This window comes from Streptomyces sp. P1-3 (genome assembly GCF_050613155.1).
Lineage (GTDB): Bacteria > Actinomycetota > Actinomycetes > Streptomycetales > Streptomycetaceae > Streptomyces.
This window is the reverse complement of the sequence record NZ_CP192512.1, coordinates 6099490-6122624: the sequence shown is the minus strand read 5'-3', so window position 1 is coordinate 6122624 and position 23135 is coordinate 6099490. Positions and strand designations below refer to the sequence as shown.

Genomic DNA, 23135 nt, shown 5'->3' with positions numbered 1-23135 from the left:
GTGCGCGTCGCCCCCGTGGGCGGGCGCGCCCGCGCACACTCGGGCCGGACCGCCGACGCGTCGGCACGGCCGGCGCCACGTCCACCGGGCACCCGTCGTGCCGGGCACGCGCCGGGCAGGTGTTCACCGCACACCCACGCGCGCCCCGCGAACGGGGCGTCAGTGGTCCGGTCCGGTCCGGCGGCCTGGGCCTCCATGGCCGAAACAGCGGCGGCCCAGGTCACCCCGCGTGGCCGTAGAAGGCCGCGCGTCAGTAACGTCTCGGGGGACACCGGCCCGGCGCCCCCACATCCCCCACGCCGCCGTGCCCCGCTTCCGTCCGGCACCACCCGCACCACGTACAAGGGAGATCCCGTGACCACCCCGCCCGCGCTGCTCCTCGCAGGCCACGGCACCCGAGACGAATCCGCCGCCGCGGTATTCCGCTCCTTCACCGAGGACGTGGCGGCCCGGCACCCCCGGCTCCCCGTCGCGGGCGGCCTCACCGAGCCGGGCGCGCCCTCGATAGCGGACGCGGTGGCCCGGCTCGCCGAGCGCGGTGCGGAGCGCTTGGCGGTCGTCTCGGTCAGCCTGGTGGGGGACGCTCGGGCGGAGCGCGCGGTCGCGGCGGAGCTGGCCGACGCGCTGCCGCGGCACCCCGGTCTCCGGCACACCTACGCCGGTCCGCTGGGGCCGCGCCCCAAGCTTTTCCAGGCGCTCGAACGGCGCCTGGACGAGGCGCTCGGCGGCGTCGCGCGGAGGCCCTCGGACCGGGCCGGGACGACGGTGCTCCTGGTCGGCAAGGGGTCGACGGACCCGGCCGCCAACGCCGAGGTGCACCGCGCCGCGCGGCTGCTGTGGGAGGGCCGGGGGTTCGCGGGCGTGGAGACGGCGTTCGTCTCCCTGGCCGCCCCGGACGTGGCGTCGGGTCTCGACCGGTGCGCGAGGCTCGGCGCGCGCCGGGTCGTCGTCGCGCCGTACGCGCTGTTCGCGGGGGCGCTGACCGACCGGGCGTGGCAGCAGGCCGAGGGCTGGTCGCTGGCGCACCAGGAAGTGGAGGTGGTACGCGCGCGGCCCGTCGGGCCGGTGGCGGAGCTCGTGGAGACGGTCATGGAACGGTACGCGGAGCTGGTCGCGGAGGCCGCACCGTGCACGGGCACGGGCACGGTCGCGGCCCGCGGCTGCGGCGTGGGAGAAGCCGCCCATGTCCACTGAGAGAGACCCAGCCGAGACCCCAAGTGCGCCCGTGTCCACCGGTCCTCTGAGTGCGCCCGTGTCCACCGGTCCTCTGAGTGCGCCCGTGTCCACCGGTCCTCTGAGTGCGCCCATGTCCGCCGATCCCCAAAGCGCGCCCGTGTCCGCCGAGTTCGACCTGCGGCACCACGGTGACGCGGAAGTACGGGGCTCCGGCGCGGCGTTGACCGATCTCGCGGTCAACGTCCGCACCGGCACGCCTCCGGCCTGGCTCAAGGCCCGCATCGCCGACTCCCTCGACGGGCTCGCCGCCTATCCGGACGGGCGGGCGGCGCGCGAGGCGGTCGCGGCGCGGCACGGGCTGCCGGCCGGCCGGGTGCTGCTGACGGCGGGCGCGGCGGAGGCGTTCGTCCTGATCGCCCGCGCACTGCCCGCCCGGCGGGCGGTGGTGGTGCATCCGCAGTTCACCGAGCCGGAGGCGGCGCTGCGCGACGCCGGTCGGCCGGTCGAACGGCTGCTCCTCGATGAGCGCGACGGCTTCCGGCTGCGCCCGGAGCGGGTGCCCGAGGACGCCGACCTGGTGGTGGTCGGCAATCCGACCAACCCCACGTCCGTACTGCACCCCGCCGCGGACCTGGCCGCGCTGGCCCGCCCCGGGCGCACCGTGGTGGTGGACGAGGCGTTCATGGACGCGGTGCCCGGTGAGCGGGAGTCGCTCGCCTCCGTGACGGACCTGCCGGGGCTCGTCGTCCTGCGCAGTCTCACCAAGACGTGGGGGCTGGCGGGTCTGCGGATCGGGTACGTGCTGGCCGGTGCCGGGACGATCGCGGCGCTGGAGCACGCCCAGCCGCTGTGGCCGGTGTCGACCCCCGCGCTGGCGGCGGCGGAGGCGTGCTGTTCGGCCGAGGCGCTGGCGGAGGCCGAGGAGGCGGCCGCGCGGATCGGCGCGGACCGGGCCCATCTGCTGGCCAGGCTGGCGGAGTTCGCGCAGGTCCGGGTGTGCGGGCCGGCGGCGGGCCCGTTCCTGCTGATCCGGCTTCCCCGAGCGGCCGCGGTCCGCGCCCGGCTGCGCGACCACGGCTTCGCGGTGCGCCGCGGCGACACGTTCCCGGGCCTCGGCCCGGACTGGCTGCGGATCGCCGTCCGGGACCCCGCGACGACGGACCGCTTCACGGAGGCGCTGGCGAAGGTCCTCGCGGACGTGTGAACGGGAACGCCGGGGTGCGGCGGTCACGACCGATACCGCGACCGCCGCACCCCGGCGCACGAGATGGGGCGCACAGCGCCCCGTGGGTTTACGGGAGCCCTCGGGTTCCCGGGAGAGCGGGCCCGGGGCGCGGACCGGCGGTCGACCCCTCATCGAACCGGCCCGCGCCGCGGACCACCGCACGCACGCCGCAGGCGTCACGCGTGCGGCGCGGCCGGACGCTGTGAGCCCTCGGCACGTAACACACCGGCACGCCGCCGAACAACCGCCGCGGTGCGGACCGGAGGTCACCCCCCACCAACCGGCCCGCACCACGGACCACCCGCGCCGGCGGGCCCCCGCAGGACACCCGCACCCGCAGGTGCGAGGCTCCCGCGGACGCGGACCACCCGCGCGCCGCAGGCGCTAGTCGCCCTGCGCGGCCGCCTTGCGCCTGCGGGTGAGGACCAGCGCGCCCGCGCCGGCCGCGACCAGTGCGGCCGCGCCACCCGCGATGTACGGGGTGCTGGAGCTGCCGCCGGTCTCGGCGAGGTTCTCCGAGCCCGGGCCGGAGCCCTTGCCCGCCTGGACCCCGGTGCCCGAGCCGCCCTTGGCCGAGTCGCCGCCCTCGCCGGGCTTCTCTCCACCGCCGGGCTTCTCACCGTCACCGGGCTTGCCCGGTCCCGGCTCAGTGGATCCCGATCCCGATCCCGCCGTACGGCAGTTCGCCTCGACGAGCGTGACGCGGCCCTCGACCTCCGCCACGTTCAGCTTGAGCGGGTTGATCGCGACCTTCAGGTCGAGCGCGGTCGCGGCCGCCGTGCGCCCCGTGGTGGCGGTGCGGGCCAGGTCGAGCTGGACGTCCCCGAGTCCGGGCACGTTCACCTTCGTCGTACCGGACGAGCTGAGCGTGACCTTCTTGCCGAGCACGGTCACGCTGCCCGGGATGCTGGCGGCGGCCTTGGGGCGCTTGCCCGTTTCGCACGTCGCCTTGGCCGTGACCTGGTCGACCTCGATCAGCGGCACGAGCGGCAGGCCCGGCACGTGGACCTTGGCGTGGAGCAGTTTGGCGCTGCCCTCCGACTTCTTCCCGTCGACCGCGGCACGTGCGTTGGCCACGTCGGCCCGCGCCACCTGGACGGGACGGCCCCCGTCGACGCCGTCCAGGGTGACGCTGAGCGTGGTCTTGTCCGCGTTGGCCGGCGCGTGGACCTCGTTGAGCACGGCGTCCAGCGGCGCGTTGACCTTCTTATTCAGGAGCGAGACGTCAAGCCCGGTGCGGAGCACGACCGCGTCGGCCGTGCCCTTCTGTCCGGTGGCGGCGGTGGAGCCGTTCGCGCTGCCGGTGGCGTGCGCGGGCGCGGCGCCGAGCAGCATCGCCGTGGTGGCGGTGACAGCAGCGGCGGCGGCGAGTCGGCGTGCGGGCACGCCGAACACAGAGTTGGTGGAACAGGACACGAGTGTGGAACCCCCACAAGAGAGTTGGAGCCACCGGCACCTGCCACGGGGGACATCACGGGCGCCGGCGGCCTCGACTCCGCCATCGTTGACCTACGGAGGGTGAACCAACAGCCACTTGGGGACCGCTTCACACCAACGAGTGAGCTTCAACCATCCCGTTCGAAGAAATGATCAGCACACTGCGATCAGCGCACCACGCGCCCCCGCAGCACCACCCTGCGCGGGTCCTCCAGCACCCGGACGTCCGCCCGCGGGTCGGCGGCGTAGACGACGAGGTCGGCCGGGGCGCCCTCGGTGAGTCCGGGGCGGCCGAGCCAGTCCCGCGCAGCCCAGGTCGCCGCCGACAGCGCGTCCGTCGCCGGGATGCCCGCCCGGGTCAGTTCGGCGACCTCCCGCGCGATGAGCCCGTGCGCGAGCGAGCCGCCCGCGTCCGTGCCGGTGTAGATCGGGACTCCCGCGTCGAAGGCGGCGCGCACGGTGTCGTAGCGACGTTCGTGGAGCCTGCGCATGTGGTCGGCCCAGCGCGGGAACTTGCCCTCGCCCCGGACCGCCAGCGTGGGGAACGTGGCGATGTTGACGAGGGTGGGCACGATCGCCACGCCGCGCTCGGCGAACAGCGGAATGGTTTCCTCGGTGAGGCCGGTGGCGTGTTCGACGCAGTCGATGCCCGCCTCCACCAGCGGGGCGAGGGACTCCTCGGCGAAGCAGTGCGCGGTGACCCGCGCGCCCAGCCGGTGCGCCTCGGCGATGGCCGCCGCCGCCTCGCCGCGCGGCCAGCAGAACCCCAGGTCGCCGGTCTCGCGGTCCAGCCAGTCGCCGACGAGCTTGACCCAGCCGTCGCCGCGCCGGGCCTCCTGGGCCACGTACGCCACGAGGTCCTCCGGCTCGACCTCGTGGGCGTAGTTGCGGATGTAGCGCTTGGTACGGGCGATGTGGCGGCCGGCGCGGATGATGCGCGGCAGGTCCTCGCGGTCATCGATCCAGCGGGTGTCGGACGGTGACCCGGCGTCACGCAGCAGCAGCGCGCCGACCTCACGCTCCCGCAGCGCCTGGCTCTCGCTGACCGCCGCCTCGACCGGGCCGTGGGCGTCGAGTCCGACATGGCAGTGGGCGTCGACCAGACCGGGCAGCACCCAGCCCTCGACGCGCGTGACATCGCGGGCCGGGACCCCGGCGGGCCGGTCGTAGGAGATCCTCCCGCCGACCACCCACAGCTCGTCACGCACCCCCTCCTCCGGATCCGGCCCGACCAGCACCCGTCCCTTGATGTGCAGCACCGCGCTCTCACTCATGGTCCGCACTGTACGAGCCCCTCCGGGGCCCCGGAGGGGCAGGCGGCCGATCCGCACCGGTTCCGGCCGCCGCGCGCACTTCCGGGATTAAATTCCGAGGTTATTCACGGCCTTTTCATTGCAGCTTCCCATATTCGTCTGCCCGGTTTCGCGATTCTTAAACGCCAAGATTTTGTTAGGCCCAGGGGAGGGTAATTCGAGCCCATCTCGCCAGCGTTACACAGATGTGACACACTCCACACACTCCATGGATTTGCCCCATAAGTGCGGGGCAAATACCGCCTTTTCGGTGACGGCCCGCGCGCACGCGCGTCCCTGCGCGATAACACAGAACCCCCTTCCCACGTAACCCCCTCCCGCGATGCAATCCAAAGCCCTGCTGGGTAAATTCAATTTCCATGAGCCCCGCACAAGCAGACCTTGCACGTGCCCGCAACGAATTCACGGAAATACCGGAGGGACTGCGGCTGGACGCCCCACAGGTCGAGGACGGAGCCGCGATCTGGCGCATAGCCCGCGACTCCAGGGCCCTGGACCTCAACTCGTCCTACAGCTACCTGCTGTGGTGCCGCGACTTCGCGGCCACCTCGGTGGTGGCCCGCGACGCCCAGGGAGAGCCGGTCGGCTTCGTCACCGGCTACATCCGCCCCGAACGCCCCCGGACCCTGGTCGTCTGGCAGGTCGCCGTCGACCACGCGTTCCGCGGCCGGGGGCTGGCGGCGGCCCTGCTGGACGGGCTGACCGCCAGGGTCGTGAAAAGTGCGGGCGTCGAGGGGATCGAGACCACCATCACGCCGGACAACACCGCGTCCCACCGGCTGTTCACCTCCTTCGCCGACCGGCACGGCGCGGCCGTCGAACGCGAGGTGCTGTTCCACGGCGGGCTGTTCCCCGACGGCGGGCACGAGCCCGAGGTCCTGTACCGCATCGGCCCCCTGGGCGCATGACGCCCGACCGGATCCACCACCCCCACCAGTTCCACCAGACCGACCAGATCGACCAGTTCCACGAGACCGACCAGCTCCACCGCGTTCATCACTCCTCACCCCCCTGCCACTCATCTCCCAGGAGAATGCTGTGACCATCACCCCGCCCGCCCTGAGTGTCTTCGAGACCCTGGAGTCCGAGGTGCGCAGCTACTGCCGTGGCTGGCCCGCCGTCTTCGACCGCGCCCAGGGCAGCTACATGTACGACGAGGACGGCCACACGTACCTCGACTTCTTCTCCGGTGCCGGGGCGCTCAACTACGGCCACAACAACCCGGTCCTCAAACGCGCCCTGCTGGACTACATCGAGCGCGACGGCGTCACCCATGGCCTCGACATGGGCACCACCGCCAAACGGGCGTTCCTGGAGTCCTTCCAGAACACCGTGCTGCGCCCACGCGACCTGCCGTACAAGGTCATGTTCCCCGGCCCGACCGGCACCAACGCCGTCGAGGCCGCGCTGAAGCTGGCCCGGAAGGTCAAGGGCCGGGAAGCCGTCGTCTCCTTCACCAACGCCTTCCACGGCATGTCGCTGGGCGCCCTCGCCGTGACCGGCAACGCCTTCAAGCGGGCGGGCGCCGGCATTCCGCTGGTGCACGGCACGCCGATGCCGTTCGACAACTACCTCGACGGCCAGGTCCCGGACTTCCTGTGGTTCGAGCGGCTGCTGGGGGACCAGGGGTCCGGGCTCAACCACCCGGCGGCCGTCATCGTCGAGACGGTCCAGGGCGAGGGCGGCATCAACGTCGCGCGTCCGGAGTGGCTGCGCGGCCTGGCCGACCTGTGCCGGCGCCGCGACATGCTGCTCATCGTCGACGACATCCAGATGGGCTGCGGACGCACCGGCGCCTTCTTCTCCTTCGAGGAGGCGGGCATCACCCCGGACATCGTGACGCTGTCCAAGTCCATCGGCGGCTACGGGCTGCCGATGTCCCTGACGCTGTTCCGCCCCGAGCTGGACCTCTGGGAGCCGGGCGAGCACAACGGCACCTTCCGCGGCAACAACCCGGCCTTCGTCACCGCCACCGCCGCGCTGGACGCCTACTGGGCCGATGGCGGAATGGAGAAGCAGACGCTGGCCCGCGGCGAGCAGGTCGAGGCGGCGCTGCGCGCCATCTGCGAGGAGCACGCCGCGCTCGGCGCCGAGTACCGCGGCCGGGGCCTGGTCTGGGGCCTGGAGTTCACCGACAGGGAGCGGGCGGGCCGCATCGCCAAGCGGGCCTTCGAGCTGGGTCTGCTCATCGAGACCTCGGGCCCGGAGGGCGAGGTCGTCAAGCTGCTGCCGGCGCTGACCGTGTCCCGGGAGGAGCTGGACGAGGGCCTGCGGACCCTCGCCCGCGCGGTCCGGGAGACCGCGTAGCCGCCCGGTCCCGGAGACCGCGCCACCACCCCTCCGTACAAGAGAGAGTTCCGTACAAGAGAAAGGCAACAACCCACCGTGATCGTCCGATCCTTCAAGGACATCGAGGGCACCGACCGGCATGTGAAGGCCAAGTCCGGCACCTGGGAGAGCAAGCGGATCGTGCTCGCCAAGGAGCGCGTGGGCTTCTCCCTGCACGAGACCGTCCTGTACGCGGGCACCGAGACCTCCATGTGGTACGCCAACCACATCGAGGCGGTGGTCTGCACAGAGGGCCTGGCCGAGCTGACCAACGACGAGACCGGCGAGAAGCACGCCATCACGCCCGGCACCATGTACCTGCTGGACGGGCACGAGCGGCACACGCTGCGGGTCGTGGAGGACTTCCGCTGCATCTGCGTCTTCAACCCGCCGGTCACGGGACGGGAGGACCACGACGAGAACGGCGTCTACCCGCTGCTGACGGAGGAGGGCTGAGCATGACCACGATCACTGACCTGTACCCGACTCGGGGCGCCGCCGAGGTGATCACCCCCCGCCAGGATCCCGTGGTGTGGTCCGCGCCCGGCGCCGAGGGCCCCATCGCCCCTTCCGGGCTGCGGGACTTCGACCGGGACGGCTTCCTCACCGTCGACCGGCTGATCACCCCGGACGAGGTCGCGGTCTACCGTGCCGAGCTGGACCGGCTGATCGCGGATCCGGCGGTACGGGCCGACGAGCGCTCCATCATCGAGCCCAAGTCGCAGGACGTGCGGTCGGTGTTCGAGGTGCACCGGATCAGCGAGGTCTTCGCCGGCCTGGTGCGCGACCCGCGGGTGGTGGGCCGGGCCCGCCAGATCCTGGGCTCGGACGTGTACGTCCACCAGTCGCGGATCAACGTCAAGCCGGGGTTCGGGGCCAGCGGCTTCTACTGGCACTCGGACTTCGAGACCTGGCACGCGGAGGACGGGCTGCCGCGGATGCGCACGGTGTCGGTCTCCATCGCGCTGACGGAGAACCACGACACCAACGGCGGCCTGATGATCATGCCGGGCTCGCACCGGACGTTCCTCGGCTGCGCGGGCGAGACGCCGAGGGACAACTACAAGCAGTCGCTGAAGATGCAGGAGGCGGGCACCCCGTCGGACCAGGCGCTCACCGACCTGGCCGACCGGCACGGCATCCGGTTGTTCACCGGCCCGGCCGGCTCCGCGACCTGGTTCGACTGCAACTGCATGCACGGGTCCGGGGACAACATCACGCCCTACCCGCGCAGCAACGTCTTCATCGTCTTCAACAGCGTGGAGAACGCGGCGGTCGAGCCGTTCGCGGCACCGGTCAGCCGGCCGGACTTCATCGGAGCACGGGACTTCACACCGGTTCGGTGAGGTCCTGACACAGCCGTGCGGGAGGAGCCGGGCCGCGTCGCCCCGGCTCCTCCCGCACGCCCGGAAGACCGGCCTAGCCGGGCAGTCCGGACAGCACCTCCAGCAGGTGGTCCACATCGGCCGCCGTGTTGTACAGGTGGAAGGCGGCGCGCAGGTTGCCCGCGCGGGCCGCCACATGCACCTCCGCCTCGGCCAGCCGGCCCGCCGCGTGACCGAGTCCCGGTACCGAGACGATGGTGGACCCGGGCGCGGCCACCGGTGTGTGGCCCAGGACGGCGAGCCCGGCGCGGAAGCGGTCGGCGAGGGCCCGGTCGTGCGCGCCGATGGTCTCGGGGCCGATCTCGGCGACCAGTTCGAGGCAGTGGTCGGCGGCGACGTACGAGAGGAGGCCGGGGGCCTCGTCGAAGCGGCGGGCGGAGTGCGCGAGTTCGGTGACGGGCCCGTAGCAGCTGTCCCACGGGTGCTCGCCCGCGACCCAGCCGCCGAAGATCGGGGCGAGCCCGCCGAGGTCGTCGGGGACGGTCATGAAGGCGACCCCGCGCGGGCACAGCAGCCACTTGTAGGCCACGCACACGGTGAAGTCGAAGGCGTCGGCGCGCAGCGGCAGCCAGCCGGTGGACTGGCTGGTGTCGACGAGCGTACGGGCCCCGTGCGCCTGAGCGGCCGCCGCGATGGCGTCGAGGTCGGCGATCCTGCCGTCCGCCGACTGGACGGCGCTGACCGCGACCAGTGCCGTCTCGGGGCGGACCGCCTCGGCCAGCTCCGCCAGCGGTACGATCCGCAGCCGGAGGTCGCCGCGGACCGCGAACGGGTTGACCAGGGAGGCGAAGTCCCCTTCGGCGACGAGGACTTCCGCGCCGGAGGGCAGGGCGGTGGCGATCAGCCCGGCGTACACCGCGACGGAGGCTCCCGCCGCGACGCGCCGCACGGGCAGGTCCACGAGTCCGGCGTAGGTGGTGCGGGCCTGCTCCACCGACGCGAAGGCGGCGTCGATGTATCCGCCTCCGGAGGCGGCGGCGTCGAGAGTGTCCTTCATGGCGGCCACCGCGCGTGCCGGGAGCAGACCGGCGGACGCGGTGTTGAGGTACGTCGTCTTGGGCGCGAACTCCGCGCCTGAGAGGCTCTCCATGCCCATCCACTATGGGCTTGGATGATCGCCGCGTCCATCGCATATGCGTGGAGTCCAGCCTCAAGCGATGCTTATACATTGACCCTGATCTGCGCCGATGTGGCCTCGGCGGACTGCGGGTAGCGTGCGTTCATGACACATTCACACGGGCTGCGGCAGTACTGGGAGACCACCGGCGCGGCGCACACCTTCACCCATCCCCTGGACCGCGAGCTGCTCGGGCGCCGGGTGCCGGCCGACGCGCGGATCCTCGACTACGGCTGCGGGTACGGCCGGCTGGTGGCGGAGCTGGCCGACCTCGGGTACCGCGATGTGGAGGGTGTGGACCTGTCGGCGGCGCTCGTCGCGCGGGGCCGCGCCGAGCGTCCGGACCTGAGGCTGTCCGCTGTGGCGGGGCTGCCGCTGCCGTTCCCGGACGGGTCGTTCGACGCGGCGCTGCTGTTCGCCGTGCTGACGTGCGTGCCCGAGGAGGAGACGCAGGCCGCGACGCTGACGGAGCTGGCCCGGCTGGTGCGCCCCGGCGGGGCGCTGTATCTCAGCGACGTACCGCTGCAGAGCGACAAGCGGCACCTTGCGCGTTACCGGGAGGCCCGGCCGGACGGCGCGGCGTACGGGGTCTTCGCCATCGCCGACGGCGGGGTGTTCCGGCACCAGGACCCGGAGCGGCTGCGCGGGCTGCTGGAACGGTCCGGGTTCGAGGTGGCCGAGGAGCGGCGGGACGAGGTCCCCACGCTCGACGGCCACACCGTCACCCGCATCCAGCTGGTGGCGCGCCGCGCCTCCTGACGCCGGTCCGCCTAGCCCTCCCGGACGCCGTCCACCTGGCGGGGCAGGCGCTGCGGGTTGGCCTCGCGCAGCTCCTCCGGGAGCAGCGCGTCGGGGGTGTCCTGGTAGGCGACCGGGCGCAGCCAGCGTTCGATGGCGGTGCCGCCGACCGAGGTGGAGGTGGAGGTGGTCGCCGGGTACGGGCCGCCGTGGTGCTGCGCGGGGGCGACGGCGACGCCGGTCGGCCAGCCGTTGACCAGGAGCCGCCCGGCGAGCGGGGTGAGGTCGGCCAGCAGCCGCGCGCCGCGCCCCGCGCCGTCCGTTCCCGCGCACTCGTCGGCGCCGAGCTGGACGGTGGCCGTGAGGTTGCCGGCGAGGCGGCCGAGGGCCGCGCCGACCTCGCTGTCGTCGGTGTAGCGGGCGATGACGGTGACCGGTCCGAAGCATTCCTCCAGCAGCAGGTCGTACGGCCCGCCCTCGGCCAGCCGGGCGGCGGGCACCGTGAGGAACCCGGCGCTGACGGTGTGCTCGTCGCCGGGTCCGGGGCGCACCGGTGCCTCGACCTCGGGGAGCTCGGCGCGTTCCCGTGCGCCCGCGACGAAGGCGTCCCGCATCCGGCTGTCGAGCAGGACGCCGTCGGCGGTGGCGTCGACCGCTTCGGCCAGGGAGGCGACCAGCCGGTCGCCGGACTCCCCCGCCGGGGCGAGGACCAGGCCGGGCTTGACGCAGAACTGGCCGGCGCCCAGCGTCATGGAGGCCGCGAGTCCGGCGCCGATCTGCTCGGCCCGCTCGTCCGCCGCGGCGGCGGTGACGACCACCGGGTTGAGGCTGCCGAGCTCGCCGTGGAAGGGGATGGGCCGCGGGCGGGCGGCCGCCGCGTCGAACAGGGCGCGGCCGCCGCGGATCGAGCCGGTGAAGCCCGCGGCGGCGACGAGTTCGTGGCGGACGAGGGCGACGCCCGCCTCGAAGCCGTGGACCAGGCCGACGATGTCGGCGGGCAGCCCGACGCGCTCGGCGGCGGCGCGCAGCGCGGCGGCGGCCAGCTCGGAGGTGGCGGGGTGGTCGGGGTGGGCCTTGACGACGACGGGGCAGCCCGCGGCCAGGGCGCTGGCGGTGTCGCCCCCGGGCACCGAGAAGGCCAGCGGGAAGTTGCTGGCGCTGTAGACGGCGACGACGCCGAGCGGCACCTTGTAGCGGCGCAGGTCGGGGCGCGGCGGGGCGAGCGCCGGATCGGCGTGGTCGATGCGCACGTCGAGGTAGCCGCCTTCGTCGACGAGGTCGGCGAAGGCCCGCAGCTGGTAGGTGGTGCGGCCCAGTTCGCCGGTGAGCCGGGCGGTTCCGAGCGCGGTCTCGGCGTCGGCGGTCGCCACCAGCTTCTCGGTCTCCGCCGCCAGCAGCTCGGCGGCGGTGCGCAGCAGGGCGGCGCGGACGGTGCGGTCGGCGAGCGTGCCGCGGGCGGCGTGCGCGGCGCGTACGACGCGGTCGACGTCCTCGGCGGTCGCTTCGACGGTGACCTGCTCCCGCTGCTTCCCGGTTCGGGGGTCGACGCTCCACACTGGTGCCGGCACGGCGGGTCCTCCTGGCGGCTCGTGCTCAGGTCGAAACATGGCCCGGTCGCGGCTTGCACCCCGTGGCCCGTTGTTCGATATGCTGAACAATGTTCCTGGTAGTGAACTTTCTCCGGGACTCTATGGCTGATCGAACAGAGGGGTCAAGGGCGATGGCAGCTGCCGAGGCAGGGGGAGCGCAGGTCAAGTCGGCGGTCCGCACGGTCGAACTGCTGGAGTTCTTCGCCGGACGGCCGGGCATGCACAGCCTGGCGGCCGTCCAGGAAGCCGTCGGTTACCCCAAGTCGAGTCTGTACATGCTGCTGCGCACCCTGGTGGAACTGGGCTGGGTGGAGACGGACGCGACCGGCACCCGGTACGGCATCGGGGTGCGCGCGCTGCTGGTCGGCACCTCGTACATCGACGGCGACGAGGTGGTGGCGGCCGCCCGCCCGACGCTGGACCGGCTCTCGGACGACACCACCGAGACCATCCACCTCGCGCGGCTCGACGGCACCAACGTCGTCTACCTCGCGACCCGCCAGTCCCAGCATTATCTGCGGCCCTTCACCCGCGTGGGCCGCCGGCTGCCCGCCCACTCCACCTCGCTCGGCAAGGCGCTGCTGGCCACGTACACCGACGCGCAGGTCCGCGCCATGCTGCCGGAGAAGCTCGACGCGCTCACCGAACACACCATCACCGACCGCGAGCAGCTCATCGAGGAGCTGCGCCTCGTCCGCGAGCAGGGGTACGCGGTGGACCGCGAGGAGAACACCCTGGGTCTGCGCTGCTTCGGCGTCGCGATCCCTTACCGCACCCCGGCGCGGGACGCGATCAGCTGCTCGGTGCCGGTGGCCCGGCTGACCCCGGCGCACGAGCAGACGATCAAGGACGCGCTGTTCGACGCGCGGGACCGGCTCGCGCTCGCCACCCGCCGCCTCTAGGTCCTCCGCACGGGGTTGTACGGCTCCGCCGTGCGGCGGAACCGGATCGTCTCCGTGGCCGACGCGGGCACGCCACGCGCGCCGGGAGACTTGACGCATGACACCCCGCCCCACCGCCCTTCGCCCCGCGCTGCGTGCCGTGGCCATCGCCGCCTGCCTGCCGTATGTCGCGCTCAAGGCCGCCTGGATCTGCGGCAGCCGCGTCGGTATCCCCGAGGGCAGCGCGCTGCGCGACGCGGGCGTGGGGTTGGCTCTCATCAACGCCGCCACCCTCCTCATGGACGGTGCCGTCGTGGTCCTGGCGCTGCTGCTCACCCAGCCCTGGGGCCGCCGCGTCCCGGCCTGGCTGCTGGCCCTGCCCATGTGGGGTGCGACCGGGCTGCTCGCACCGATCATGACCGGCTTCCCGCTGCAACTGCTGATCCGGGCGCTCGGCGGGTCGACAAGGAAGGACGCGGACGACGCCGAACCCTTCCTGGATGAGTGGGTGTACGGCGTCGTCTACGGCGGTTTCATCGTCCAGGGGCTCGCTCTCGGCACCCTGTTCGTCCTCTACGCCCGGGACCGCTGGGCCCCGCTGTGGCGGGGGCGGCTCGGCGAGCTGCCCGAGGGCGCCACCGGCCCGGCGTACCGGGTGGTGGCGGTGGTGACCGCACTGCTCGCCCTCCTTCCCGTCGTGATGCACCTGATGTGGGCGTCCGGGGTGACGGCCGGGCTCGGCGAGCAGCAGGCGAAGGAGCACACGAGCGACATCGCCTGCCTGGACGCGGTGTACGCCCTGTTCACGGCGGCGGCCGCGGCTGGTGTGCTCATGGTCGCGTTCCGGTGGGGTCGCCGGGTCCCGCTGCGGGTGCCGCTCGCCCTGGGCTGGCTCGGCTCGGGCGCGCCCGCCTGCTGGGGCGGCTGGATGACGCTGGCGGCACTGGGCGTGGCCCCGGACGACCCCAAGGCCCCGAGCCAGGTCGTGGATCTGACCTACGCTGTGCAGATGATCATCGGGGGGCTTCTGGTCGCGGTCGGCGCGTTCTTCTTCGCCGAGCGCGCCGGGCAGCTCGCTTCGTCGCGCACCGCAGGGCCTGCCCCTCAGCACGCCCGAGGACTCGTCGCGGTGCGCGCCGACAGGCGGGCCGCGCGGTGACCTCGGCTGTCGCGCCGGCGGCGGTGCGCCGCCGGCTCCGCGCGATGCTGGGGCAGCGGTCCCGGCGCCGCTGGATCCATCTCGTCCTCGGCGGCGCGCTGTTGATGCCGTACTTCCTCCTGACGAGCGTGCTGATCGCCTCCCTGGTCCGGGGCACCGATCCGTTCCGGTCGCTGCTCTGGCAGTTCATCGCCTATCTGACCGCGCTGCCGCTCGCCGCCGCGACCGCGCTCTTCCCGCTGGCCCGCCCGCTGTCGGCGACGGCGGCCCGCTCGCTGTGCGGGCTGCCGGACGACGCCGAGCTGGCCGCCGAGCCCGCCGCGTCCTGGGACGCGCGCACGCGTACGGCGCAGTGGTTCGCCCTCCACCTCGGGGTCGGCGGCCTGGTCAGCGGGGCGACGCTCGCCCTCTACCCGTTCGCCGTCTATCTGATGCTGCTGCCGGTCACCGGGGCGCCGGGCGACGGCGATCCGGGGTGGGTGGAAGCCGTGGGGCGGCATGCCTCGCTCGGCCCGGTTCTCGGCGCCGCCGTGGCGACCCTGGTCGTGCTGGCGACGGCCGCCGCCGGGGCGCTGCTGGCCCGGTGCGCACCGCTGCTGCTGGGGCCCGCGCCCGCCGACCGACTGGCCGCCGCCGAGGCCCGGGCCGCCGCGCTGGCCTCCCGCAACCGGCTCGCCCGCGAACTGCACGACTCCGTGGGGCACGCGCTCAGCGCCGTGTCGTTGCAGGCCTCGGCGGCGCGGCGGGTGCTCGACGCCGACCCGGAGTTCGCCCGGCAGGCGCTGACCGCCATCGAGGAGACCACCCGCGCCGCCGTCGGCGAACTCGACAGCGTGCTGGGCCTGCTGCGGGTGGACGGGGAAGGCTCCCCGGAGCGGACCGCCACCCCCACTCCCACCCTCGCCGACCTGGACGGGCTGCTGTCCCGTACGCGCGCGGCGGGCGTCGGCGTCGAGGTGTCCCGCTCCGGGGCACTGGACCGGCTGCCGCCGGTGGTCTCCCGCGAGGCGTACCGCATCGTTCAGGAGGGGCTCAGCAACGCGCTGCGGCACGCCGGGCGGGTCCGGGTGCGGCTGCGGATCGCCGTGCCCCGGAAAGAGGAGTTGGAGATCGAGATGGAGAATCCGGTGCGCGAGGCGGCGCGCGGTCGGCGGTCCGGCGGCGGCCGCGGCCTGCGGGGCATCGCCGAGCGGGCGGCACTGCTGCGCGGCAGCTCCGACTGGGGCGCGCACGGCGGCACATGGCGGCTGGTGGTCCGTATCCCGCTGAGCACGGAGGGGCCCCGATGAGCCTGAGGATCGTGCTCGCCGACGACGAGCAGATGGTGCGCACGGCGGTGCGGGCGATCCTGTCCTGCGAACCGGACCTGGAGGTGGTGGGCGAGGCGCGGACCGGCGCCCAGGTGGTGCCGCTGGTCCGCGAACTGCGCCCGGATCTGGTGCTGATGGATGTGCGGATGCCGGAGATCGACGGGATCCGCGCCACCGAGCAGATCCTGCGGACGATGGACGATCCTCCTCGGGTGCTGGTGCTGACGACGTTCGAGAACGACTCCTACGTGTACGACGCGCTGCGCGTGGGCGCCGCCGGGTTCCTGCTCAAGCGGGCGGGCGCCGACGAACTGGTGCAGGCGGTGCGGCTGGTGGCCCGCACCGACTCGCTGCTGTTCCCCGCCGCCGTACGGGCGCTCGCCGCCCGGCACGCGGACGCCCGCGCCGACGACGCGGCGCGGGCGCTGCGGGGCCGGCTCTCGGACCGGGAGGCCGACGTGCTGCGGCACATGGCCGCCGGGCTGTCCAACGCCGAGATCGCCGAGCGGATGGCGGTGGGGGCGGCCACGGTGAAGAGCCATGTGGCCGCCGTCCTGGCCAAGCTTGGGGTCCGGGACCGGACCCAGGCGGTGATCTCGGCGTACGAATGCGGATTCGTGACGCCGGGGTGATCCGGCCGCCCGGGGCCGGGCCCCCCGTAGTGGACCCGGTGCCCGGTCCTCAGGTGAGCAGCTGCTCGATCGGGTCGATCGCGAAGTACGCCAGGAACAGCGCGGCGGTGCCCCACAGCAGCCAGTGCACCTCGCGGGCCTTACCCAGCACCAGCTTGATGACGACGTAGGAGACGAACCCGGCGCCGATGCCGTTGGTGATGGAGTAGGTGAACGGCATCACCGAGACGGTGAGGAACGCCGGGATGGCGATCTCGTAGCGCTCCCACTCGATGTGCCGCACCTGGCTCATCATCAGGAAGCCGACGGCGATCAGCGCGGGGGCCGCCGCCTGCGCGGGGACGACCGTCGCCAGCGGGGTGAGGAACAGCGCGAGGCCGAAGAGGCCGCCGGTGACGAGGTTGGCGAACCCGGTCCTGGCGCCTTCGCCGACGCCCGCCGCGGATTCGATGTAGGTGGTGCTGGAGGAGGCGGAGGCCGCACCGCCCGCGACCGCCGCGACGCTGTCGATGAACAGCACCCGGCCGAGGTTGGGGACGTTGCCCTGGGCGTCCAGCAGCCCGGCCTCGTTGGTCACACCGACGACGGTGCCCATGGTGTCGAAGAAGTCGGACAGGATCAGCGTGAAGATGATCAGCACCAGGGTGAGCGCGCCGACCTCGTTCCAGGCCCCGAAGAGGTCGAAGTCGCCGAGCAGCCCGAAGTCGGGGGAGGCGACGACGTCGTCCGGCATCTTGGGCACGGTCAGGCCCCAGGCCGCGGGCTTGATGTCGGCGATCTCGTTGATCGCGATGGCGAGCACGGTGGTGGTGACGATGCCGATCAGGATGGCGCCCCTGAGGCCGCGGGCCATCAGCGCGATGGTCAGCAGCACGCCGAGGCAGAACACCAGCACCGGCCAGCCGGACAGCTGGCCGTCGCCGCCCATCTGGACCGGGACGGAACTCTCACCGATCGCGCCCGGGATGCGGGTGACGAACCCGGCGTCGATGAAGCCGATGAACGCGATGAACAGTCCGATGCCGACGCTGATGGCCTGCTTCAGCGGCTGCGGAATGGCGTGCATGACCGCTTCCCGCAGACCGGTGAGCACCAGGACGCAGATGATGAGCCCTTCCAGGACCACCACGCCCATGGCGTCGTCCCAGCTCATCTTGGGGGCGATCTGGAAGGCCACGACGGCGTTCAGGCCGAGACCGGCCGCCAGGGCCAGCGGCAGGTTGCCCGCGACGCCCATGATGACCGTCATGACACAGGCCACCAGCGCGGTGGCGGTGGCCAGTTGGGTGTGCGAGAGATGGTGGCCGTACTTGTCCTCGGCGCCGCCCAGGATGATCGGGTTGAGGACGAGGATGTACGCCATGGTGAAGAAGGTGGCGAATCCGCCGCGTATCTCCCGGCCGAAATCCGACCCTCGCTCTGTTATCCGGAAGAACCGGTCGATCCCATTGGATGCCGTTGCGGGCGGCATTTCCGGCTTGTCGACAACGTGTCGTGACACGCGCTGCTCCTCGATTCCTCGATGACGGCGGGCGGGCTTGACCTGGATTGTGCTCGCCCGAGGAATCGATCAGGTTTACGGTCTATTACGAGATCACTCCGAATGCGCCCCGGCACTGGACAGCAGCGCTCAACTGGCCCCACAGGCAAGGGGTTAACGCCCGTTGCCGTAGGCCTCGACATTCCGGACGACATTGGTGCGGGTGTCCCCGCCGCGCAGGGTCAGACCACGGCCGCCATTGGAGTGCGTGCTGATGTTCTCGAAGACAGCCCCGGTACAGGAGACGCAGACGACACCATCGCCCGGGGCATTGCGGAATTCGATGCCCGCCACGGTCCAGTAGTCGGCGCGCACGGTCAGCAGCGGCGAACCGGAAGACAGCCGTGAGCCGTCGACGGTGACTGGTTCCGAACGGTACGCGGTGAGGACGACGCGGTGGTCCGCGGCGCCGTCGGCGCTGCCGCTCAGCGGCGCGGACGGGCGGTAGGTGCCGCCGCGCACCGTGATGGTGGTGCCGGCCTCGGCGACGGAGAGCGCCTTCTCCAGGGTCCGGTACGGGGCGGCGCGGGTACCGGGGGCGCCGTCACTGCCGGTGGTCGCCACGTACACGGTGGTGGGCGCGGCGTTCGCCCCGCCGGGAGCGGTCGTCAGATAGACGCCCGCGGCGGCCGACGCCACGATGACCATCGTGCCCAACGGCAGCGTACGGTCCTTGCGATGGCGGCCACGGTAACGGCGGCGGCGTCTCATGGCAGCTCCTGTCAGTGCGGCGAGGGGTGCCGTGCGCTCGCGTTCTGCGTGGGGCACATGTTACGCGCGAGCGGCCGCGCGGTGGCCGGTTCGCGCCCACGAGTTGGGACCACTCCCCCTGTTCGGGGGTGGTGCCGCACTTCGGTGAAGGGAGGCCGGGCGGGGCCAGGTAACGCCCGGCCTCCCAGTCTTCGGGCGGCATACGGACCGTGCGTGGGCGCGGCGCCCACACTTCCTAGTGTTCTCCGTCTGACGGCTCTTCATCCCACCGTCGCGAATCAAGGTCCTCCAGCGCGCCGCGCACCGCCGCGAGGTCCTGGTCGGAGGCGAGTCCGGCGTGGTAAAGCCGGATCTCGTCCGCGCCGAGCGCGGCGGCGTGCGCGGCGGCGCTCGCGAGCGCGCCGGGGCTGCCGCCCATGCCGGAGACGACGGTGAAATTGGCGGCCAGCGTGGTGCGCCGGGCGCGGTGGGGGGGGCGCACGGCGCGAGGACGGCGGCGCGGGCGGCGGCGCCGCCGGTACAGGGCAGGACGAGTCCGTCGGCATGGGCGAGCACGTCGGCGGGGTCGACCCCGGCGTTGGCGCCGCAGCGGTGGGGGGCCGGGTCGGCGTGCAGCAGCACCCTGAAGCCGGGCCCGGCGGCGGCGCGTACGGCGGCGACGGCCTCCCGTTGCAGGGCGCTCGCGGCCCGGTCGCGCCAGGCGCGGACGACGCCGGCCAGATCCGCGCCGAGCAGCTTCTCCACCTCGGCCCACTCCCCCGCCCGGCCCTCCCCGCCCGCCGCCCGCTCACCGCGCCACACCGGCAGCAGGGCCCGTACGACCGCTTCGCGCACCTCGCCGGGAGCGGCGCCGAGCCCGGCGTAGCCCGCGCCGCAGACCTCGCAGAAGCACAGGGACATCAGATACTGGCCGGCACCTCCGAGGGCGACCCCGCCGGTCTTGTCGTGGGCGTGCGGGTGGGCGAGCCCGTACCAGCCGCAGGACTCCAGTTCGGTGCCGCGCGCACCGGGGCGTACCGCCGCCTCGGCCGCCAGGTCGGTGAGGTACGCGCGGACCTCGGGGCGGGCGATGCACGGCGCCCACGGATAGCGGTCGCCATAGGCGTTGGTCACGCAGATGTGCGGATGGTCCTCGCCCAGGCGGGAGTTGTGGGCGAGCACGACCCAGGAGTGCACGTCCAGTCCGGCGGCGGCCAGGGCGCGGGACGCCTCGCCGTACGGGTCCGGGCCGGGCACCCATCCCTGCCGGTACGGGTGCAGGGCCCGGCCCGCCCAGCGGCCGGGGTCCGGCGGGTAGAGCACGGCGGAGTGCCGGGCGGTGACCACGCGGTGGCGGGGGTGGCGCGGGGTCAGGGCACGGGTGGAGTGGTAGGCGGCGGCGAGGGTGACCTGGCGGACGCCGAGGTCGGCGAGGCGGCGGGCGGCGTCGGGGTCGCCGACGACGTCCCAGGGGTAGAGGAAGGCGGAGGCTCGCAAGACGGCTCCCGTTGGACTCGGCCGGTCGGGCGGGGGCGGAGAGGACAGGCGGGGCGAACAGGCCAGGCGCGGCGGCGTCAGGCGCGGTCGGGGGCGTCAGCCGCGGTCGGCGACCAGGGCCATGCCGCGCTCGATCAGCGCGGCCAGTTGGTCCACATGGGCGGGGGCGGGGTCGCTCAGTGGCGGGCGGACCCCGCCGACGTCGAGGCCGCGCAGCCGCACCCCGGCCTTGACCAGCGAAACGGCGTAGCCGCGGCCCTGGTTGCGCAGTTCGACCAGCGGCCGGTGGAAGCCGTCGAGAAACCGGCGGACGGTCTCGTCGTCGCCGGAGCCGAGGGCCCGGTGGAAGGCGAGGGCGATCTCGGGGGCGAAGCAGAAGACGGCGGAGGAGTAGAGCCGCACGCCGATGCCCCGGTAGGCGGGTCCGGTCAGTTCGGCGGTGGGCAGCCCGTTGACGTACTGCCAGCGCGGCGTAGTGCCGCAGCAGCCCTTCCTGGTCGGGGGCGACGAGGTACGGCGGCATGGCGAGCAGCCCGTCGGCTCCGGCCTCCTCGGCCAGGCGCGCGAACCGTACGGCGAGCGCGGTGCCGTAGCCCGTGCCCGCGAGACCGGGACCCGGTCGCCGACCTCGGTCACCGCGGCCGCGACGCAGTCGGCGAACTCCTCCGGGGTGAGCGCGTGGAACTCGCCGGTGCCGCAGCACGCGAAGACGGCCGCCGCGCCGGCGTCGACACCGGCCCGCACATGGGCGCGGAAGACGTCGAGGTCGACGGCGCCGTCGGGGCCGTACGCGGTCACGGGGAAGAACAGCGGTCCGTCGAGTCGGTCGGCAAGTGCCGTCACGCACCCTCCCTATGTACACGTTTCTGATCGACATCTATATTCATGAACGACGTTCACGGTAGGACAGCGCTCGGGCGAGGGTCAAGGGCGCGCAGACACGAGGAGCTCCGCCCATGCCGGCTGCCGACCGTCCCCGCACCGTCCTCCTCACCGGCGCCGCCGGCGGCATGGGCACCCTGATGCGCGATCTGCTCCCCGCCCACGGATACGCCCTGCGGCCGCACGACATCCGCCCCGTCGCGGGCGCGCCGGACGCGTTCGTCTCTGATCTCGCCGACCTCGGCGCGGTACGCGAGGCCGTGCGCGGCGTCGACGCGATCGTCCATCTGGGCGGCATCTCAGTGGAGGCTCCGTTCGAGGAGATCCTGCGCGCCAACATCCAGGGCGCGTACCACCTCTACGAGGCGGCGCGGCTGGAGGGAATACGCCGGGTCGTCTTCGCCTCCAGCAACCACGCGGTGGGCTTCACCCCGCGCCCGGTGGGCGACGCCCCGCTGATCCCCGTGGACACCCCGCACCGGCCCGACACCCTCTACGGGCTGTCCAAGTCCTTCGGAGAGGACCTCGCGCAGTTCTACTGGGACCGGCACGGCGTGGAGACGGTCTCCATCAGGATCGGCTCCTGCATTCCCGAGCCGACCTCGGTGCGCATGCTGTCGGTGTGGCTGAGCCCGGCCGACGGTGCGCGCCTTCTGCACGCCGCCCTCATAGCGGAGGACGTCGGCCACACGGTCGTCTACGGCAGCTCGGCCAACACCCGGCTGTGGTGGGACCTGGCGCCCGCCCGGGCGCTGGGTTACGCGCCGCGGGACGACTCGGAGCCGTACGCCGCGAAGCTCATCGCCGCGGAGGGGGAACTCTCCCCGGACAACCCCGACCACGCCCACCTCGGCGGACATTTCTGCACCAACCCGCCCGTCTGGCCGCACTGATCGGCGGCCCCTGCGATCTACGGACGGCGGCCCCGGTGACGTACGGACGGCGACCCCGGTGACCTACGGTCAAGGAACCGCAAACCACGGTCGTTCGTTAGCCCGAACATGACCGCTATGACTCCCGGCTCGAATCTCCCGCTCCCCGTCGCGCGTGTGGCGGTGGGCGTCACCGCCCCGGTGCGGCTCGACGTGTCGGGCCTGCTCCTCACCGCCAACGGCAAAGTGCGCTCCGACGACGACTTCGTCTTCTACAACCAGCCGGCCGGGCCCGGTGTGACCCACTCCGCCTCGGCTCCCGGCGGCGGGGACACGATCACCGTCGACACCGCCGCGGTGCCCGCGGACATCGACAAGATCGTGGTCACCGCGAGCCTGGACGCCCCGGGCGCCACCTTCGCCGGCACGGAGCCGACGGCCACCGTGCGCGGCGCCGACGACGGCGCCGTCATCGCCACCTTCACCCCGCCCCGCCTGGGCACCGAGACCGCTCTCGTCGTCGTCGAGATCTACCGGCGCGGCGGTGCCTGGAAGGTCCGCGCGGTCGGGCAGGGGTACGCCAACGGCCTGGCGGGCATCGCCACCGACTTCGGGGTGAGCGTCGAGGAGCCGGCCGCGCCCGCCGCCCCGGCCGCGCCGCAGATGGCCCCGCCCACCGGCCCGGCTGCCCCGCTGCCCGCGCCCGGCGGCGTGCAGGCACCGCCGGTCCCGGCCGCGCCCCCCGCCGCTCCCCCGGCCCCCGCCGCGGGCACGGGCAAGATCAACCTCGACAAGGGCCGGGTGAGCCTCCAGAAGAACCAGACGGTCTCCCTGGTCAAGGGGGGCAGGCCGCTGCTGACCTCGGTGAAGATGGGTCTGGGCTGGGAGCCCGCGTTCCGCGGGAAGGACATCGACCTCGACGCGTCCGTGATCGCCTTCGGCGTGGACCGCAAGAAGATCGACAACTGCTTCTTCGGCAAGCTCAGCATCCTGGGCGGCACGATCCAGCACTCGGGCGACAACCTCACCGGCGAGGGCGGCGGCGACGACGAGGTGATCACCGTGCACCTCGGCGGCCTGCCCCCGGAGGTCACCGGCCTGGTCTTCACCGTCAACTCCTTCTCCGGTCAGCGGTTCACCGACGTCGCCAAGGCGTACTGCCGCCTGTTGGACGCCGGGACCAACGAGGAGCTGGTGCGCTTCGACCTCACCAACGCCGAGCCGCGGACGGGCGTGATGATGGCGAAGCTGATCCGCCAGTTCTCGGGCGAGTGGGAGATGACCGCGATGGGCGAGTACGTGGACTCGCGCACCGTGCGCGGCATGGTCAAGCCCGCCGGAAAGGCCCTCTGACCGGCTTGACG

At 73.1% G+C, this 23135-nt stretch carries 19 protein-coding genes and 2 pseudogenes; 13 read left to right on the top strand and 8 right to left on the bottom strand.

The window, feature by feature from the left end:
• Positions 1-354 precede the first annotated feature (354 nt).
• Together ACQUSR_RS26140 and cobC are read left to right on the top strand one after the other, a co-directional pair.
• A complete protein-coding gene (locus tag ACQUSR_RS26140; RefSeq protein WP_431045058.1) occupies positions 355-1194 on the top strand; it encodes a sirohydrochlorin chelatase in 840 nt (279 codons plus the stop codon).
• Positions 1195-1306: 112 nt separating this feature from the next.
• Entirely contained in the window at positions 1307-2380 is a 1074-nt protein-coding gene (gene cobC / locus ACQUSR_RS26135) for an Rv2231c family pyridoxal phosphate-dependent protein CobC (RefSeq protein ID WP_431045057.1), read from the top strand.
• 405 nt (positions 2381-2785) lie between these two features.
• Here cobC and ACQUSR_RS26130 read toward each other — a convergent pair whose 3' ends face one another.
• Together ACQUSR_RS26130 and ACQUSR_RS26125 are read right to left on the bottom strand one after the other, a co-directional pair.
• Positions 2786-3787, bottom strand: coding sequence for an SCO1860 family LAETG-anchored protein (locus ACQUSR_RS26130; protein ID WP_431045056.1), 1002 nt, complete (start codon positions 3785-3787; stop codon positions 2786-2788).
• Positions 3788-4005: 218 nt separating this feature from the next.
• On the bottom strand, positions 4006-5112 hold the full coding sequence (locus ACQUSR_RS26125; protein WP_431045055.1) for an amidohydrolase family protein: 1107 nt from the start codon (positions 5110-5112) through the stop codon (positions 4006-4008).
• Positions 5113-5510: 398 nt separating this feature from the next.
• On the opposite strand from ACQUSR_RS26125, the gene ectA reads away from it, so the two are divergent.
• From ectA to thpD, 4 genes are all read left to right on the top strand, one after another.
• On the top strand, positions 5511-6059 hold the full coding sequence (gene ectA / locus ACQUSR_RS26120) for a diaminobutyrate acetyltransferase (RefSeq protein ID WP_431045054.1): 549 nt from the start codon (positions 5511-5513) through the stop codon (positions 6057-6059).
• A 130-nt stretch (positions 6060-6189) separates the two neighbouring features.
• Positions 6190-7458, top strand: a complete 1269-nt coding sequence (gene ectB / locus ACQUSR_RS26115; protein WP_431045053.1) for a diaminobutyrate--2-oxoglutarate transaminase — start codon at positions 6190-6192, stop codon at positions 7456-7458.
• Between the two features lie 78 nt (positions 7459-7536).
• Positions 7537-7935 carry an ectoine synthase gene (locus ACQUSR_RS26110; RefSeq protein WP_431045052.1) on the top strand — a complete coding sequence of 133 codons (399 nt, stop codon included), beginning with the start codon at positions 7537-7539 and terminating at the stop codon, positions 7933-7935.
• 2 nt (positions 7936-7937) lie between these two features.
• Complete coding sequence (gene thpD / locus ACQUSR_RS26105) at positions 7938-8825, top strand: ectoine hydroxylase (protein WP_431045051.1); 888 nt, start codon at positions 7938-7940, stop codon at positions 8823-8825.
• A gap of 73 nt (positions 8826-8898) precedes the next feature.
• Here thpD and ACQUSR_RS26100 read toward each other — a convergent pair whose 3' ends face one another.
• A complete protein-coding gene (locus ACQUSR_RS26100) occupies positions 8899-9954 on the bottom strand; it encodes an aminotransferase class V-fold PLP-dependent enzyme (protein ID WP_431045050.1) in 1056 nt (351 codons plus the stop codon).
• A gap of 132 nt (positions 9955-10086) precedes the next feature.
• On the opposite strand from ACQUSR_RS26100, the gene ACQUSR_RS26095 reads away from it, so the two are divergent.
• Complete coding sequence (locus ACQUSR_RS26095; protein WP_431045049.1) at positions 10087-10740, top strand: class I SAM-dependent methyltransferase; 654 nt, start codon at positions 10087-10089, stop codon at positions 10738-10740.
• Between the two features lie 11 nt (positions 10741-10751).
• On the opposite strand, the gene ACQUSR_RS26090 is transcribed toward ACQUSR_RS26095, so the two are convergent.
• Positions 10752-12326, bottom strand: coding sequence for an aldehyde dehydrogenase (NADP(+)) (locus ACQUSR_RS26090; protein ID WP_431045048.1), 1575 nt, complete (start codon positions 12324-12326; stop codon positions 10752-10754).
• Between the two features lie 113 nt (positions 12327-12439).
• On the opposite strand from ACQUSR_RS26090, the gene ACQUSR_RS26085 reads away from it, so the two are divergent.
• From ACQUSR_RS26085 to ACQUSR_RS26070, 4 genes are all read left to right on the top strand, one after another.
• The gene (locus ACQUSR_RS26085) at positions 12440-13210 is read left to right on the top strand and encodes an IclR family transcriptional regulator (RefSeq protein WP_431045047.1); all 771 of its coding nucleotides are present in this window, start codon (positions 12440-12442) and stop codon (positions 13208-13210) included.
• Positions 13211-13307: 97 nt separating this feature from the next.
• A complete protein-coding gene (locus ACQUSR_RS26080) occupies positions 13308-14348 on the top strand; it encodes a hypothetical protein (protein ID WP_431045046.1) in 1041 nt (346 codons plus the stop codon).
• 44 nt (positions 14349-14392) lie between these two features.
• Positions 14393-15637, top strand: coding sequence for a sensor histidine kinase (locus tag ACQUSR_RS26075; protein WP_431047851.1), 1245 nt, complete (start codon positions 14393-14395; stop codon positions 15635-15637).
• Positions 15634-16290, top strand: coding sequence for a response regulator transcription factor (locus tag ACQUSR_RS26070; RefSeq protein WP_431045045.1), 657 nt, complete (start codon positions 15634-15636; stop codon positions 16288-16290). The genes ACQUSR_RS26075 and ACQUSR_RS26070 overlap by 4 nt, the downstream gene beginning before the upstream one ends.
• Before the next feature lie 49 nt (positions 16291-16339).
• On the opposite strand, the gene ACQUSR_RS26065 is transcribed toward ACQUSR_RS26070, so the two are convergent.
• From ACQUSR_RS26065 to ACQUSR_RS26050, 4 genes and pseudogenes are all read right to left on the bottom strand, one after another.
• Positions 16340-17761 carry an NCS2 family permease gene (locus ACQUSR_RS26065; protein WP_431047849.1) on the bottom strand — a complete coding sequence of 474 codons (1422 nt, stop codon included), beginning with the start codon at positions 17759-17761 and terminating at the stop codon, positions 16340-16342.
• 183 nt (positions 17762-17944) lie between these two features.
• Positions 17945-18541 (bottom strand): DUF1565 domain-containing protein, encoded by a 597-nt coding sequence (locus ACQUSR_RS26060; RefSeq protein ID WP_431045044.1) that lies wholly within the window; start codon positions 18539-18541, stop codon positions 17945-17947.
• Positions 18542-18776: 235 nt separating this feature from the next.
• Positions 18777-20017, bottom strand: a pseudogene (locus tag ACQUSR_RS26055) (hypothetical protein).
• A 96-nt stretch (positions 20018-20113) separates the two neighbouring features.
• Positions 20114-20860: pseudogene (locus ACQUSR_RS26050) on the bottom strand (dihydrodipicolinate synthase family protein).
• Positions 20861-20973: 113 nt separating this feature from the next.
• Between ACQUSR_RS26050 and ACQUSR_RS26045 the strand changes: the two are divergent.
• Both ACQUSR_RS26045 and ACQUSR_RS26040 read left to right on the top strand, forming a co-directional pair.
• Positions 20974-21792: an NAD-dependent epimerase/dehydratase family protein gene (locus ACQUSR_RS26045; protein ID WP_431045043.1), complete on the top strand. Its 819-nt coding sequence runs from the start codon at positions 20974-20976 to the stop codon at positions 21790-21792.
• A gap of 108 nt (positions 21793-21900) precedes the next feature.
• Positions 21901-23124 carry a TerD family protein gene (locus tag ACQUSR_RS26040; protein ID WP_431045042.1) on the top strand — a complete coding sequence of 408 codons (1224 nt, stop codon included), beginning with the start codon at positions 21901-21903 and terminating at the stop codon, positions 23122-23124.
• Positions 23125-23135 lie beyond the last annotated feature (11 nt).